We start from the raw sequence: 15031 nt of genomic DNA, 5'->3' as shown, positions 1-15031 counted from the left end.
CATCCGCAAAAACGCCTAAGCAGGGATTCAGACGATGGAAGAGCTTATCTCCCCCGGTATCTACAACCTGATCATCTTTGTGCTGGCGATTTATGTCGGTTACCACGTGGTCTGGAACGTGACACCCGCGCTGCACACGCCGTTGATGGCCGTAACCAACGCCATTTCGGCAATCGTGATCGTCGGCGCCATGCTCGCCGCCGCCCTCACGGTCACACCGCTGGGCAAGACCATGGGCACCCTGGCTGTGGCCCTGGCGGCGGTCAATGTGTTTGGTGGTTTCCTGGTCACCCGGCGAATGCTTGAGATGTTCAAGAAAAAAGCCCCGAAAGTAAAAGAAGAGGCGCCCAAGTAATGAGCATGAACCTCGTCACGACGCTCTACCTGATTGCGTCGATCTGCTTCATCCAGGCCCTCAAAGGCCTCTCGCACCCGACCACTTCGCGGCGCGGCAACCTGTTCGGCATGCTCGGCATGGCGCTGGCGGTACTCACCACCGTTGGCCTCATCTATAAGCTCGGCGCTGAGCTGGCGACGGCCGGTATCGGCTATGTGATCGTCGGCCTGCTGATCGGCGGCACCGCCGGCTCGGTCATGGCCAAGCGCGTCGAAATGACCAAGATGCCGGAACTGGTCGCGTTCATGCACAGCATGATCGGCCTGGCTGCGGTATTCATCGCCATCGCGGCGGTCGTCGAACCGCAATCGCTGGGTATCGTCAAGCACCTGGGCGACGCCATTCCTGCGGGCAACCGCCTGGAACTGTTCCTGGGTGCCGCCATCGGTGCAATTACCTTCTCCGGTTCGGTGATCGCTTTCGGCAAGCTCTCCGGCAAGTACAAGTTCCGCCTGTTCCAGGGCGCACCGGTGCAGTTCGGCGGCCAGCACAAGCTCAACCTGGTGCTGGGCCTGCTGACGCTGGGCCTGGGCCTGGCCTTCATGTTCACCGGCAACCTCACGGCCTTCGCCGTGATGCTGGCCCTGGCCTTTGTACTGGGCGTGCTGATCATCATCCCCATCGGCGGCGCCGACATGCCGGTGGTTGTCTCGATGCTCAACAGCTACTCCGGCTGGGCAGCGGCAGGGATCGGCTTCTCGCTGAACAACTCGATGCTGATCATCGCCGGCTCCCTGGTGGGCTCCAGCGGCGCGATCCTGTCGTACATCATGTGCAAGGCCATGAACCGCTCCTTCTTCAATGTACTGCTCGGCGGCTTCGGCAATGCGCCGGATGCCGGTGCGGCGGCAGGGTCGAAAGAAGCGCGCCCGGTGAAGTCCGGCTCGGCCGACGATGCGACTTTCCTGCTGACCAACGCCGACACCGTGATCATCGTGCCGGGTTACGGCTTGGCAGTAGCGCGTGCACAGCATGCGCTGAAGGAATTGACCGAGAAGCTGACCCACCGTGGCGTGACCGTGAAGTATGCGATCCACCCGGTTGCCGGCCGTATGCCGGGGCACATGAACGTTCTGCTCGCCGAGGCCGAAGTGCCTTACGACCAGGTGTTCGAGATGGAAGACATCAACTCCGAGTTCGGCCAGGCCGACGTGGTGCTGGTGCTCGGGGCGAACGATGTGGTCAACCCTGCCGCGAAGAACGATCCGAAGTCGCCGATTGCCGGCATGCCGATTCTCGAAGCGTTTAAGGCCAAGACCATCATCGTCAACAAGCGCTCGATGGCCAGCGGCTATGCCGGCCTGGACAACGAACTGTTCTACCTCGACAGGACCATGATGGTTTTCGGTGATGCCAAGAAGGTCATCGAAGATATGGTTAAGGCAGTCGATTGATACTAATGGTCAAGTATGGCCATCACCCTAACGCCTGCGCACTGAAGAAATCTGCAACGTCAGTAAAAAATTGATGTTCAGGTCATGTGCTCTAGTAGTTATGGAATAAATAATAGTGCCTTTAGACCGCAAGCAAGAGTGAGAAATAATGAAAATAAAATCTCTTCAGTTAAGCATTATGTTTTACGCAGGGTCTGCCATTCTCTCCGTAGTGGCGGTATTAGTGCTATATACGCTAATTTCTGGAGAGAAAACCCAGAACTGGATCGGTGATAAAACCCGAGAGGTTTTGGGGGGTGAGGTTAAAGAACACTTAGTAGGCCTTTCAAAGTATCAGGTTAGCGAAATTCAGAGGCAGTTGGATCAGCCAATTACGATCGCAAAAAATCTAGCAAGAGCCAATGTTTTGGCTGCATCCAAGCCTAATAGTGATCGTGAGGCAGAAGGGAAATTACTCAGTGATCTCGCTCTTGATGCGCTCGTTCAGAACCCACAACTAGTGACTGCCTACATAGCCTGGGAACCAGAAGGTATTTTTGAAGAAAGTGCTAATAGAGGTTTGAGCGAGCAAGAACGCTTCTTACCCTTGTGGTTTCGCGCTGAAGGCGGTAAATACACTCTATCAAAGCTATATGCTATGGAAAGTGAGGCGCTGCTACCTACGGGTGTAAGGGAGGGCGAGTTTTATTTGTGCCCAAAGGAAAGTCGGTCTGCCTGTGCAACCGATCCTGTAATTTATACTATTAACGGGAAATCGGTACAGTTGACTGCGTTTACCGCTCCGATTCTCGTAAAGGATAAATTCAAAGGTATTGCTGGTGCATCGCTAGATTTGGAGTTTGTCCAAAAAATCCTCGAAACAGCAAATCGTGGGTTGTATGGCGGGGCGGGTGACATGGCCTTGGTTTCCGGCAACGGCCGTTTCGTAGCGTACACTGGGGACGCTAGTAAAGTAGGGAAATCTGCTAGCGAAACGTTTGGAACAGAACTGGTTAGCTCATTTTCAACGCTAAGCACTTCAGATGAGAGTTATAGTTTTGATCAACGAGGCATGATTCAACTGGCAATTCGTTTTGCCGTTGCCAACACAGCTACGAAGTGGACGCTATTGGTACGACTTCCTGAAAGTGTCGTTTTCAAGAGCGTTAGCGACCTGAAAAATCTCTTGGAGCAGCACTACATTTCTGAGGCGCGCTCAATGGGATTAGTTGGTTTACTGGTGAGTGGCTTCGGAATTCTGATTGTCGGATTTGTGGCGCGCGGAATCGTTCGTCCACTTCACAGTATGCTGGCGATGATAAAAAATATTGCAAAAGGGGAGGGGGATTTAACTCGGCGACTGAGTAGTTCGCGGGCGGACGAGTTGGGTCTTATTGCTCAAGAGTTTAATGTATTTTTAGAGAAGTTACAGATGTTAATTATTAAGGTCGTAGACTCGACCAAAATGATTGCTGACTCAACGTCCGACGGCGCCGCTATGGCGGCACAAACCCATAAAGGGATGCAGAGTCAGCAGAGTGACGTTGAGCAGATTGCAACAGCAATTAATGAGATGACTACATCCTCGCAGGATGTCGCAGCAAATGCCATGAATGCTGCAAAAGCAACGGAGCGTGCGGAACAAGCGGTAATTGACGGGAAAGTTGCGATGGAGGACGCCGTCGCCGCTATTCACGCGCTCGCTATTCGCATGGAAAATTCTGTCAAGACGGTGAAAGTACTCGAAGAAAGCAGCAATGATATAGGAGCTGTTGTAACTGCGATCCGTGCCATCGCAGAACAAACCAATTTGCTCGCACTCAATGCCGCTATTGAAGCCGCTCGAGCCGGAGATCATGGCCGTGGTTTCGCTGTTGTGGCTGATGAAGTTAGAAGCTTGGCGCAAAAAACCCAGCTTGCGACTGAGGAGGTTAGATTAATCATCGAACGTTTGCAGGGGGGGAGTCAGTCGGTGACCCAATCAATGCTTGAAAGTCATACCCATACTCAATCATGCTTACAGCAAGCGCAGATGGCCGCGCATACCTTCTTGGGTATCACGGCGTCCGTAAACATCATCAATGAGATGAATAATCAGATTGCTGCAGCTGCAGAACAGCAAAGCCAGGTGGCTGAAGAAATCAACCTCACAATAACAGGAATGGGACAAATTACGGATCAAGTCGCCACAGCGGCGAAGAAAGCGTTGGAGTCAGGATCAACCCTTAATGCTCTATCGGCTGAGCAGTGTAGGTTAGTCTCGCAATTCAGGGTCTAACTAGCTATTAGTCACGGCTGGATGCCGACCTTTAATTAATACTCGTTAATGGTTGGCCCGCTTCAAGCGTAGGCTCAGCTAACATAGGTCGGTATGACGTAAATAAGAAGCCCATGAATATCTTTACGCATCCTGATCCTTTTTTTCAGTCAACGGATCCCCGTGCACTCTCATTCATAGCTCTCTGCGGTGATGCGAAAACAGCGTCAATGAGGGAGAGTTCGTCGATTGGCGATAAGTAGAATTAAATGGCGTAGTATTGAGTCAATTGTACTTGGCTCCTGATGTACCTCAATAAAATTTATAATTAAGTCCTTCCCTGCTTCGGCAAGAAAAGAAAATTTTTAGATTTCAATGGGGCGGGCGTTAGATGCGAGTCTCGTTTCCTGTTCCATTCTCCTGATTTTCGTATATCGTCAATCTGTCGTCACTCGCCAAGCGTTTTGCCGTAGATGATCTAAATAGTCAGCCCATCGTTGAGCCGCTTCTCGGCGTTGCGCTAGCAGTTGCGCACGCGCATAAACAGCCCCTAGCGCACCTGGCATTCTGTGGGATAACGATAGTTCGAGCACAATTGGATCGATTCCCAAGTGCTCGTGTGCAATGGTTCTGTAGGTCGCGCGAAAGCCGTGAGCAGTGATGTTGTACTCCGGCCAAATACGCTGAAAGGACTTGAGCATGGAGGTCGGGTTTATGGGACGTCCCGGATAGACCGGCGAGACGAACACCCAGCCTTTGCCTTCTTCATCCACCACGCGGGTTTTATGTAGCTCGCGTAACAGAACCAAGGCTTGTTCAGGCAACGGCACGATGTGTTTGCTCTTGTCCAGATGCTTGGTCTTGCTCACCACATAACGCCAATCGGCGCCCACCAAGTCGACATCTTCCCAGCGCATCTGCACCAGTTCGCCTGGGCGGACCGGCAACATGACCAGCAGGCGCATTGCGGTGGCAACGCTGCCGTCGTTGCAGTCATCAAGGCGTAGAAGAAACCTGCCCAGGTCGGATGGCCTTTCGATCGCCGGGTTGCTGGTCACGATGTGGCGAATCTTCAACTCCTCAATGTTGCTGAGCGCCACGTTGCGCTCCACCCAGCCGCGACCTTCGGCAAAGCCCAGAACGGCACGTATGATGGTGCGCACGCGCCGGGCCATGGCCATGGTGCGTTGGCGGCGCAACTCAGTGATGATCGTAGTGATGTGCTCCAACTTGATCTCGCTGATCGGTTTTTTGCCAATGGCAGGCAAGATGTGGTTGTTCAGAGCTCCGGTAAAGCCCGAGATGGATTTTGTCACCAGTTCGGCAGACTTGAATGCCAACCATTGCTCGGCCACGTAAGCGAAGGTGCGCTCTTCATTGAGCAACTGTGCCTCGATCTTGGCGGTCTTGGCCTTGAGCGGAGCGGTGTGGTTAGCCACGTCGCGGCGTGCGCCGCGGGCAATGTCGCGCGCCTCCTTGAGGCTAATGTCGGGGTAAGCGCCGATGGAGAAGCGGTTTTCCTTCCCATGCAGCCGATACTTCAATCGCCAAACCTTGGAAGGGGATTTGCCGACCTTACTCGACGCCCTCACCTCCAAGTAGAGGCCAGGAACTTCGCCATCGGCGTGTTTGCCAGGTTCGGTCAGTGATCGGATCAAGGCATCGCTGAGTTTTCGTTTGAAAACAACCGCATTATCTGGGGGCATCGGTGGGGGCATCCTTTTTAAGGAACCGAAATTTGCCCCCAATTATGCCCCCATGAGTCGTGGAATTCATTGGATTTAGACAGACGGCTATGGACTTAAACAACCAATAACTTGTTGTTATAAAAAGGTTTTATGGAATTTAGTAGAATTCCATTACAGGCTATCGGGGTCCCCAAAAAACATCTGAATCCGCGACCTCAACCACCGCTCCCCCGGATCATTATCCTGCGACCCGCGCCAGGCCATGTGCAGTTCGAACGAGCGCACCGGCAGCGGCGGGTCTTCGGCGCGCAGGCCGCCGGCCGAGGTCAGTGCCTCGGCGGCGTAATCCGGTACGTTGGCAAGGATATCGGTGCCTGCCAGTAGCGTCCCCAGGCCGTTGAATTGCGGAACGGCCAGCACTACGTGGCGTTTGCGCCCGAGTTTTTCCAGTTCTTCATCGATAAACCCGCTCAGGTCACCGGCGAACGACACCAGGGCATGGGGTCTTGCGCAGAAGTCGTCCAGGCTCAATGAGCCGGGCACGCTGTCGGCGCGCAGCAGTTTCGGCAGGCTGCGGCGAAGGACCTTGCGCTTGGCGTTGGCCGGCAGGTCGGCGGTGTAGCTGACGCCGATGGAGATTTCGCCTGAAGCGAGCAAGCCGGGCATGAGGATGTAGTTGACGCGACGCACCACCAGCACGATGCCGGGCGCTTCGGCGCGCAGGCGTTTGAGCAGTTGTGGCAGCAGGGCGAATTCCACGTCGTCGGACAGGCCAATGCGGAAGACCGCAGTGCTGGTGGCCGGGTCGAACTCGGCGGCGCGGCTGACGGCGGTGGAGATCGAGTCCAGCGCCGGGGAGAGCAGGGCGAAGATTTCCACGGCGCGGGCGGTGGGCTCCATGCTGCGCCCGGTGCGTACGAACAGCGGGTCGTCAAACAGCCCGCGCAGGCGTGACAAGGCCGCGCTGATGGCCGGCTGGCCGAGAAACAGTTTCTCGGCGGCGCGGGTCACACTGCGCTCATGCATCAAGGTTTCGAATACGATCAAGAGGTTAAGGTCGACACGACGCAGGTCGTTACGGTTCATCTTGTGTCCTGGAAGAGTCAGCGAACTTGACGAGAGCGGCCATATCAAGAACCTCCAAGGTTCCACTCTGAAGCATGACCGGCATGAATCTTACGGGGAAAGGCTGGTACTCTGCACAGGATAATTGAGTTTTCCTACGTTAGCTGAGGTCTATTCCTCACATGCGGAATCAATGACAAGCATGTCGACTATTAATGGCGACCTGTGGTCTTACCCGTAAAGCCCAGATAGAGTTCATGGCATTAGAGGTTACTTTGACGAGGTTTGCGATGTCCCGCACGATTCGTTTTCACAAGTTTGGTCCGGCCGAGGTGCTCAAATGCGAAGAGCATGCAGCCGCGCAGCCCGCACCGGGCGAAGTGCAGGTGCGTGTCGACGCGATTGGTATCAGCTGGTACGACATTCTGTGGCGCCAGAACCTGGCGTCGTCCCATGCACGTCTGCCGTCTGGCCTGGGTCATGAAATGGCCGGTGTGGTGGTCGCCCTGGGTGAGGGCGTGGACGATTTGGCGGTGGGCGACAAGGTCGCCAGTTTCCCCGCCGAAAGCCCTAACGATTACCCGGTGTATGGCGAGCAGATTGTCCTGCCGCGTTCGGCCCTGACCCGTTACCCGGATGTCCTGAGCCCCATTGAAGCCAGCGTGCATTACACGCCGCTGTTGATTGCGTATTTCGCCTACATGGACCTGGCACGGGTCAAACCCGGGCAATTTGCCCTGGTGACCGACGCCAGCCACTGCGCCGGGCCTTCGTTTGTGCAGCTGGGCAAAGCCCTGGGTGTACGCGTGATTGCCGCGACCAAAGACAGCGACGAGCGCGAGTACCTGCTGTCCCTTGGGGCGGAAAAAGTGATCGTCACCGAAGAGCAGGACCTGCTCATGCAAATCAACAAAATCACCGGCGATCGTGGTGTCGATGTGGTGTTCGACGGCCTTGGCGGGCCACAGATGTCGTTGCTTGGTGATGTGCTGGCGCCACGGGGCAGCCTGGTGTTGTACGGCCTGCAGGGCGGCAACCAGACGCCGTTCCCCGCCTGTGCGGCGTTCCAGAAGAACATTCAGTTCTTCGTGCATTGCATCGGCAACTTCACCGGCAAGCCGGAGCTGGGCATCATTCAGGACCACGTGGCGTTGCAGCGGGCCTTGCGTGATATCAACCAACTGACCGCCGACCGGGTACTGGTACCGCTGAAAACCACAGTGTTTCCGTTCAGCCAGTTCGTTGAAGCTCATCGCTACATGGACGAATGCCCGTGCCGCGAACGGGTTGCGTTGCAGGTTGAAGCTGTTTGAGCTGTAGGAGTATTCGCAAATGAATGCTCCAGCGTCTGCGCGGATACGGCAGATGCGCCATTTGTCAGGGCTTAACCCGCGCCAGGGTTGAGCCGCTCCGAGGGCGCTGCGCCCCGTAAACAATACCTTTTGCCCTCACGCCGCCCTGAAATCCAGCGCGGCGCTGTCGTGTGGGCGTTACTGAAGTTCGCGCTGCAGATCATCTGAGCTGCTTTCCTGCGTTGTTCTGTATCTATTAATCATTATTTGAGCGCCGATAATTGTGGCTTCACCATCATCTCAAGGATTGAGCAATGATTAGCTATTGCACACTACTGTCTCGCGTCAGCGAACTAATCAAGCGATACCCTGGCTGCAGAAATGCGCTCAGAACATCCGGCCTTGTTGTCAGGAGCAGGATTAAATGGTTGATTTAATATTTGTCGGAAGTTTCGCTAGTTTGTTAGTTAGGGCGCTGTAGGAAGTTGTCGGAATATTCCTAGGGTGTGCGACGTGACCACACGGGGCCCTGGATTTTCGCGTCTGCGCGTAGGTTCGGTCGTGCGCGGCTCAGGTGCCTGCGCCGGTGATTTTGTTGCCAGGTGCTAGTGTTTAATCATCTTTGTGCCCTCCAGCGGAAGACAAGCCTACAGATGTAATGGGTCAAGCAGCGGTATCAAAAGTTGCTTTGAAACTGATATTTCAACTCAGGTAGTAGAACGATGGGCGCAATTCACGAACAAGCCATGAACTATGTTTATCAGCAAGTTCTGCAACGTTTGATGGGGCACTTCACGCGCGCCGAAAGGACTGCACTCCAATTGTTGATCCAGCGCATAGTGGTGGCGGCAGGCGGGATGGAACAAGTGGCCAACTACAAAGTGTTGATCGCGCACGGCGGCGGTGAGGTGAGCAGTTACACCCTGGCGCTGCTGCGAGCGGCGCAGTTGAGCATCGCTGGCCGTGCGCCCAAGACTTTTCACCTGCGGGTCGCAACGTTGCGGCATGCCGGGATGACCCAGGCGACGCTCGACAGTCTGAACGAGGGCTACGGCGCGCTGTTTTTCCACGATGATCCTCGCGTGGAGCTGTTGATGGTGGAAAACCAGGAGGTGCAGCCTTTCCATCATCAGCGGCCGGCATCCAGCGTTGGCCGTGAGGTCAGCCAGCGCAATAGGCTGATGATCGGGCACCTGACGTCCGGGGATGTCCGCGCAACGCTGTGCAACGATACTTACCTGGCCATGGGGGATTTCTACCAGCGCATCAGCACGTGGAACGGCGGCGTGCACGCCCTGGTCAGCGGCGACGCGCCACGCAAACAGAGCCAATACCTGGCCTGGCTCAAGCGCGCGGCACTGGGCGCGGGCGTCACTGTGCCGCCGCGCAGGCCCGCCTCGCTCAATATCCTGTTTGCGCGCATGCAGGAGTGGAGCACCGGTTGCTACCGCGACCTCTATGGCGAGCAGTTCGTGGAGACCGAGGGCACTGGCCGTGGCGGGCACCGCCATTTGGCCTATATCGGGGTGGCCGATCTGCTCGACGAGGTCGATGTTGCCTCGGCGCCGCTGCTGACCGACTTCCTGGCCCACAAGCCGGACCCGTTCGACTTTCACTTCAGTCATCCTGACTATCCCAACCCGCTGCTCATGGCGCATCTGCATGGGCTGCAGGCTCGCTGCCTGCGGGAGTTGTCGTACGAGGAGGGCGTCGAAGCGTTCGTGCACCAGGCCAGGGGGGCGATGGGCCGTCGACAAATCCCGCAGAGCCTGATCGACGAGATGAGCAGTCACGAGGGACGCGTGTTGTCGACGACCTACGCCAGCGGGTTCTTTGGCCTGGACGAGGGCCAACTGACTTGCCTGTTGTTCTCTCCGTTCATTCATCACGGCGAGCGCCTGGAGGGTTACCTGCGTCAGTGCCACCCCGGCATGCTGGTGGGGCTTCCTGAATTGCATAAGGCATTGCAGGGCAAGCCCGCTGCCGACATGTTGCAGCAATGGCTGATTGACACCAGCGGCCTGCCATTGCCTCTCCTGCAGCACCTGTACCGCAAGCGGCCTCTGCACGCGGGCCGTGGCGTCCAGGCACGCAAACGGCGCGGAGCGCGGGTGCAGGCGCAGATTGCGCAGTTGTCGGGACGTTAAGCGTGCCTGTACGTGCAAGCCCGAGCGGACGCTCATGAAGCTGCGAGGAGAGCGGCAAGCCGATTTTGCCTATCAGGCGGTGTACCGCTACATGATCAACCTGATCAATGAAGTCAGCCTTGAGACACCGGTAAAGCTGCCTTCACTGCGGCAACTGTCGACCCGGTTGAAGGTGTCGATCTCGACGATTCAGTACGCTGTTTTACTCCACATTGTCAACGACTATGTAAAAAATTACCAAAATACATAAAGGTCGTTCAAGACGTGCTTTACAGAGGAGTGCCCGTTTCTGATTACATTGTAATTGTCAGAAAATCGTAAAAATGGGCCCATTTTTCGCCTGTCTGTTTACACTTCTGGAAATCGTCTCTTGGTGCCAGAAAATATGCCCCGTGCGAGGGGCGCATCGGGGGCGCACCTCGGCTGGCTCGGTGGCCCCGGCAAACCTTCATTTAAAGCAGGCGAAATGCCAGGATCTGAATGGGGGTTGTCACTAGAACAGCTCGGCTAATGATGTCGAGTGACGACTGCGAACCCGTCCCGAGCAACAAAGCGTCAAACAGATCTTGCCTAACGTCCGCCGGGCGCACCTCTATATCAGAGGTTGCCTAATCCCCAAAATTGCGCCACCACGACCGTAATGCCGCGTCAGCCGGGTGCGATTCCCGCATCCGCCAATAAATCAGTAAAGTGCTCAAATCCCTCACCTGTGTGGCTATGCGATATCATCGGTCATTCTCGGGTTTGGCTGGCGGAGCAGGTCGAAGCGTTTTCTCATCAAGGGTCGGCGCTGTGCCTCATGATCCCGACCGCGAGTGGCCTTCAACATTTTCAGTAAGGATGCAGGAATGGAAGTGGTTACTCAGTGGCTGGGTAGAATTGGCATCGCGGTGAGTTCAAAGATTCAAAAGGTAGTAGGGCAGGCGTCCCGGCTCCAGTCGCGAACGCTGCTGAGACATAAGTTAGCAAGCGATTACGCGCAGCCGAACGTTTTCGAGCCTTTAACACCCATAGTCATGACCGACGAGCAATCGGGTCGTTATGTGAGCGAGCTTCGCCATGCGCTGCTTAACGATCAGGTGCGAAATATTGCGATCACAGGTGACTACGGTGCTGGCAAAAGTAGCCTGATTCGAACGTTTGTCGAGAAGCATCAAGAGCTAAACTATGCTTGGGTTTCTCTGGCCACCTTCGGAAAAGACGGTGTAGTTGATGCCCCGTCTTCACCCCAACCTCAAGCAACAACACCAGCACCTGCATCAGGATCATTACCGGCAGCCGCGCTATCCCTCCAAGGCGATGAAGGTGGGAAATCGTCCGTTTCCGCCGGCCAGCCAAAGACAACCAATGATGTAAGCCTGGTCGACCGGATCGAGGAAACGATCGTTCAGCAACTGCTTTATACGGTGAAGGCAGAGGACTTGCCTAAAACTCGTCTGAAGCGAATCGTTCAGGCGTCGAAATCGTCGATCGTTTGGTCGACGGTGTTTCTGAGCGCCGTCGTACTGGGTGGCGCACGTTTGTACGCAGAGAATCTAACGACCATTTGGTCATTCGAGCCAGGCTGGTTAGTAAATATCCTGTTAAGGGTTCCAGTCTGGGTAGCCGCTATCGCAGTGACTGTTGGCGTAGTGTCGTTGATTTATCGTGCGACGAGCCTGTTCTCTGCATTCAATATAGATGGGCTCACCGTAAAGGGTGGAAAACTTGAAGCTACAAATCATGGATCAGTTCTTCATAAAAATATAGATGAAATCATTTACTGCTTCGAACGCAGCCATATTGATGTGGTCTTGATCGAGGATCTAGATCGCTTCGGTATTCAGGATGTCTTCTTCAGGCTCCGGGAAATTAATCTAATAATCAAAAACTCGCCGCAAATCAGAAGGCCTATATTTTTTGTTTATGCTTTGCGGGATGAATTGTTTGTTTCAAGCGAGAAGACAAAGTTTTTTGATGTCATCATTCCTGTAATACCTGTCGTGAATTTCGAAAACTCTCAGCAGAAGCTAATAGAATTGCTTTCGGATCGGAAGCTAAAAAATGAAACTCTTTACGATGGCCTGCACCCGGTGCTGGTGGAGACTGTTTCATATTATATTGACGATATGCGGTTATTGAAAAACATTGTCAATGAGTTCGATATGTATGCCAGCTTGTTGGCATCTGAAATTAACTTGGATAGAAACAAGCTGTTGGCTATAATATTTATTCGGAATTTATATCCGAAAGCTTATGCTGCGTTGCTGCGGCGTGCTGGGACTGTTTATGAGTTGTTCGCTCTTTTTGAATCGTGGAAAACTGTGCGCATCACTGAAATAGATGCTGAAATTCTGAGTGTGCGATCAGAATCCCAGGCAAGGAAAGAATTGGTGGCTAGAAGTGTTCAGGAATTAAGACAAAATTTTTGGTTCGAGCTGCTCAGGTTATCAGGACTTCACCACGCCTCTCATTTTCAAACCGATGGTGGTGTCTACACTATGATGCAGTTTTTAGATAATGAGATTTTTGAATCAGTCTCTACGAGTGGCGGTAATATCGTACTGGGTAATTGGGATTATCGTTTTTTATCGAGCGGCAAGCGTATCAGCCTTTCAGAAGCGCTAAATTCCGGTTCCCCTTCATATCTAAAAAAAGTTTCCTTGCTGTCAACCACTGCTGGCTCGCTCGCCGCGACTATTACCAAGCTCAGTCAAGAGAAAGAGAATCTCCGAAGGTTACCGCTCAAAAACGCGCTAAAACACAGCAGCTTCAATGAAGTAGTAGTCAGTCATTTTGCTTCCGTGCCAGCCATGAGCTATTTGGTCAGAGCTGGTTTTTTTAGCACCGATTACACGGCCTATATCGGTTATTTCTACGCGGGCGCGTTGGGAATGGAGGACATGAATCTCATCCTGGATTTGCGTGCGGGCAAGTCACCGACCGTTGATAGCCCACTAGTCAACCCTGAACTTGTGCTATCAAAATTATCACATGTCGAGTTGGAGGACGGCAGAGGGCTGTTGGCAGGTTTAGTCGGTTACCTTTGCAGCCCTACTAAGATTGGAGACGTAGGCAAAAAACATTCAGAGATGGAGTCGATTCTTGAGGGCAGCATCGATCATCTTGAGCGTGTTGCAGCGGTCATCCATGCATTGCTAGATACCGAATCCTTCCCAGGGTTGGTGCGTGCCATCTACCACCACCAAGGCACTCTCTACCAAGCCTTGTTGACCAAGAGTGAGCAATTTTCTGGCTCGCAAAATCGTCAAAAGCTTCTGCAGGGTATGCTGTCTTCGCTCAATGAGGATGAAATTGAGGATATTGAAAGCGACCCTGATGCGAGCTTCCTGCCTTTGCTTGAATCGCTTGAAGATGTCACGTTGCTCATGCCTGGACTGCGCAGCAAGACAGAAGGCTGGAAGTATATTTCCCAGCATCCGGTGGAATTTCATAGCCTGGGGGCAGATCACTCCCCAGAGTCACTCAAAGCCCTGATAGACTTCGGGTACATCAAGCTCAATATCCAAATGTTGAGCCTGATCCAGATGACTCTCGATCCGGAGTTTGAGCCTGGCTCAACCATCACCTATCAGTCCTTAAGGGAACTGTCGATCACAGGACTGGATCGCCTGATTTCCCGCAACCCTTCATCGTTCATCCGTGAGCTTTTGACTCAGAAGGGGATGCTGCCTGAGACATCGTTATCTCTGACCTTGCTCCTCCAGGGTGTCTCCAAGGACGAAGACCTTATGTTCTCATTGCTGGAGAGAACAGAAACAATCTTCGAATCTCTAGACGCTCTGCCTGAAGTTTTGTGGGCAAATATTTTAGATAGCGACTCCGTTTTGCCGTCAAAGAAATCGGTTTTTACGTTTTTCAGTTGGGCCTGGTACACCGAAAATAGTGAGTATCGCGCCATTGATCCTACTCATGATGACGCAACGCACGTTGAGGCCACCACGGCGTTTTTAAGCTTCTTAGAGAGGCACCGAGATGAGTTGAAGGGCGTCTTGTGGGATGAGACCTCGGATCATGCTAACGACCTGCAAAAAACGTTGCTTTCGGACACTCGCTTCGATGACGCATCGCTGCGTGTAATTCTTTCAGAGACAGTGATTAAAAATACCTCAGTGCTGTCGGCAGCCATACCACCGGGCCGTTGGGAGTTGCTCGTTACGCTGGACTATCTCCCTTACCACTCGAAGATACTGGCTTGCATCACCGAAAAGGCTCCGTCGTCCCTCGCGACCTATTTGACGCAGCGATGGGATCAAGCGGCGAAGGATTTTGATCCTGCTGCCGCTGACTTGAACGTTCTGATCGGGGTCACGAAGAGCGATAGGGTGTCAATCAGGGACAAGGTTGATCTCTGGAGCGCAGTCAGTGAGGAGGTGGTGAAGGAACACGCTGGGGCGCGTGCCGAGATCGCCCGAATCTGTGAGATAGGAAATCAACACAATGTCACTTTCCCATCGTCTATTTGCACCGGGATGCTCTGGTACATTTCAAGCGACAATACGATACCGTCGAAGCGTCGCATTGAAGCGTTCTTGCAGATCGTGGCAACAAAGGGGGTGGAGTGGTCTCACACGGCTGGCATCCTCAAAAGTCTCGACGAGGAAGGGTTCAACAGGTTGGCAGAGAAGGATCGTAAATTCACAGTACTCAACTCGGACGTGAATCGCCGATTCATCAAGGCTCTCGGAGCGAAGGGATTTGTCGGCAAGGTAAGCGAGAAGAAGGACAAGATAGTCGTCAATGTGTTAACCAGCGCTCTGAAGTGAGGCCAAGTTCATTGTCGCGACGATCCCCTGAACTTGTCGTTGAGTC

General features: G+C 53.9%; 7 protein-coding genes and 3 pseudogenes. 8 read left to right on the top strand and 2 right to left on the bottom strand.

Annotation, left to right across the window (positions count from 1 at the left end; genetic code table 11):
* Positions 1–34 precede the first annotated feature (34 nt).
* The 4 genes and pseudogenes from BFP93_RS09005 to BFP93_RS29630 form a co-directional block, all read left to right on the top strand.
* Positions 35–355, top strand: a complete 321-nt coding sequence (locus BFP93_RS09005) for an NAD(P) transhydrogenase subunit alpha (RefSeq protein WP_003187417.1) — start codon at positions 35–37, stop codon at positions 353–355.
* Complete coding sequence (locus tag BFP93_RS09000; RefSeq protein ID WP_065892812.1) at positions 355–1791, top strand: NAD(P)(+) transhydrogenase (Re/Si-specific) subunit beta; 1437 nt, start codon at positions 355–357, stop codon at positions 1789–1791. Before BFP93_RS09005 ends, BFP93_RS09000 begins: the two co-directional genes overlap by 1 nt.
* Positions 1792–1939: 148 nt before the next feature.
* Positions 1940–3190 (top strand): annotated as a pseudogene (locus tag BFP93_RS29635) (HAMP domain-containing protein); the annotation flags it as partial.
* Positions 3191–3529: 339 nt separating this feature from the next.
* A pseudogene (locus BFP93_RS29630) lies at positions 3530–4048 on the top strand (methyl-accepting chemotaxis protein); the annotation flags it as partial.
* A 416-nt stretch (positions 4049–4464) separates the two neighbouring features.
* On the opposite strand, the gene BFP93_RS08990 reads toward BFP93_RS29630, so the two are convergent.
* Together BFP93_RS08990 and BFP93_RS08985 are read right to left on the bottom strand one after the other, a co-directional pair.
* On the bottom strand, positions 4465–5733 hold the full coding sequence (locus BFP93_RS08990; protein WP_065892810.1) for a tyrosine-type recombinase/integrase: 1269 nt from the start codon (positions 5731–5733) through the stop codon (positions 4465–4467).
* A 153-nt stretch (positions 5734–5886) separates the two neighbouring features.
* Positions 5887–6801 carry a LysR family transcriptional regulator gene (locus BFP93_RS08985; RefSeq protein WP_065892809.1) on the bottom strand — a complete coding sequence of 305 codons (915 nt, stop codon included), beginning with the start codon at positions 6799–6801 and terminating at the stop codon, positions 5887–5889.
* Between the two features lie 269 nt (positions 6802–7070).
* Between BFP93_RS08985 and BFP93_RS08980 the strand changes: the two genes are divergently transcribed.
* The 4 genes and pseudogenes from BFP93_RS08980 (at position 7071) to BFP93_RS08965 (ending at position 14985) form a co-directional block, all read left to right on the top strand.
* The gene (locus tag BFP93_RS08980) at positions 7071–8093 is read left to right on the top strand and encodes a zinc-dependent alcohol dehydrogenase family protein (protein ID WP_065888106.1); all 1023 of its coding nucleotides are present in this window, start codon (positions 7071–7073) and stop codon (positions 8091–8093) included.
* A gap of 701 nt (positions 8094–8794) precedes the next feature.
* Positions 8795–10219, top strand: a complete 1425-nt coding sequence (locus BFP93_RS08975) for a hypothetical protein (RefSeq protein ID WP_083205638.1) — start codon at positions 8795–8797, stop codon at positions 10217–10219.
* A 34-nt stretch (positions 10220–10253) separates the two neighbouring features.
* A pseudogene (locus tag BFP93_RS08970) lies at positions 10254–10427 on the top strand (PLP-dependent aminotransferase family protein); the annotation flags it as partial.
* A gap of 640 nt (positions 10428–11067) precedes the next feature.
* The gene (locus tag BFP93_RS08965; protein WP_065892807.1) at positions 11068–14985 is read left to right on the top strand and encodes a YobI family P-loop NTPase; all 3918 of its coding nucleotides are present in this window, start codon (positions 11068–11070) and stop codon (positions 14983–14985) included.
* The last annotated feature ends 46 nt before the right edge of the window (positions 14986–15031 follow it).

This window comes from Pseudomonas sp. 44 R 15, from assembly GCF_900004965.1.
Lineage (GTDB): Bacteria > Pseudomonadota > Gammaproteobacteria > Pseudomonadales > Pseudomonadaceae > Aquipseudomonas > Aquipseudomonas orientalis_A.
Note: the sequence above shows the minus strand (reverse complement) of the source record. Positions and strands in the feature narration are given on the sequence as shown.

Excerpts from the sequence above, each read along its gene's own strand:
- BFP93_RS09005 (WP_003187417.1), top strand. The coding sequence starts at position 35 with ATGGAAGAGCTTATCTCCCCCGGTATCTACAACCTGATCATCTTTGTG.
- BFP93_RS09000 (WP_065892812.1), top strand. The coding sequence starts at position 355 with ATGAGCATGAACCTCGTCACGACGCTCTACCTGATTGCGTCGATCTGC.
- BFP93_RS08990 (WP_065892810.1), bottom strand. The coding sequence starts at position 5,733 with ATGCCCCCAGATAATGCGGTTGTTTTCAAACGAAAACTCAGCGATGCC.
- BFP93_RS08985 (WP_065892809.1), bottom strand. The coding sequence starts at position 6,801 with ATGAACCGTAACGACCTGCGTCGTGTCGACCTTAACCTCTTGATCGTA.
- BFP93_RS08980 (WP_065888106.1), top strand. The coding sequence starts at position 7,071 with ATGTCCCGCACGATTCGTTTTCACAAGTTTGGTCCGGCCGAGGTGCTC.
- BFP93_RS08975 (WP_083205638.1), top strand. The coding sequence starts at position 8,795 with ATGGGCGCAATTCACGAACAAGCCATGAACTATGTTTATCAGCAAGTT.
- BFP93_RS08965 (WP_065892807.1), top strand. The coding sequence starts at position 11,068 with ATGGAAGTGGTTACTCAGTGGCTGGGTAGAATTGGCATCGCGGTGAGT.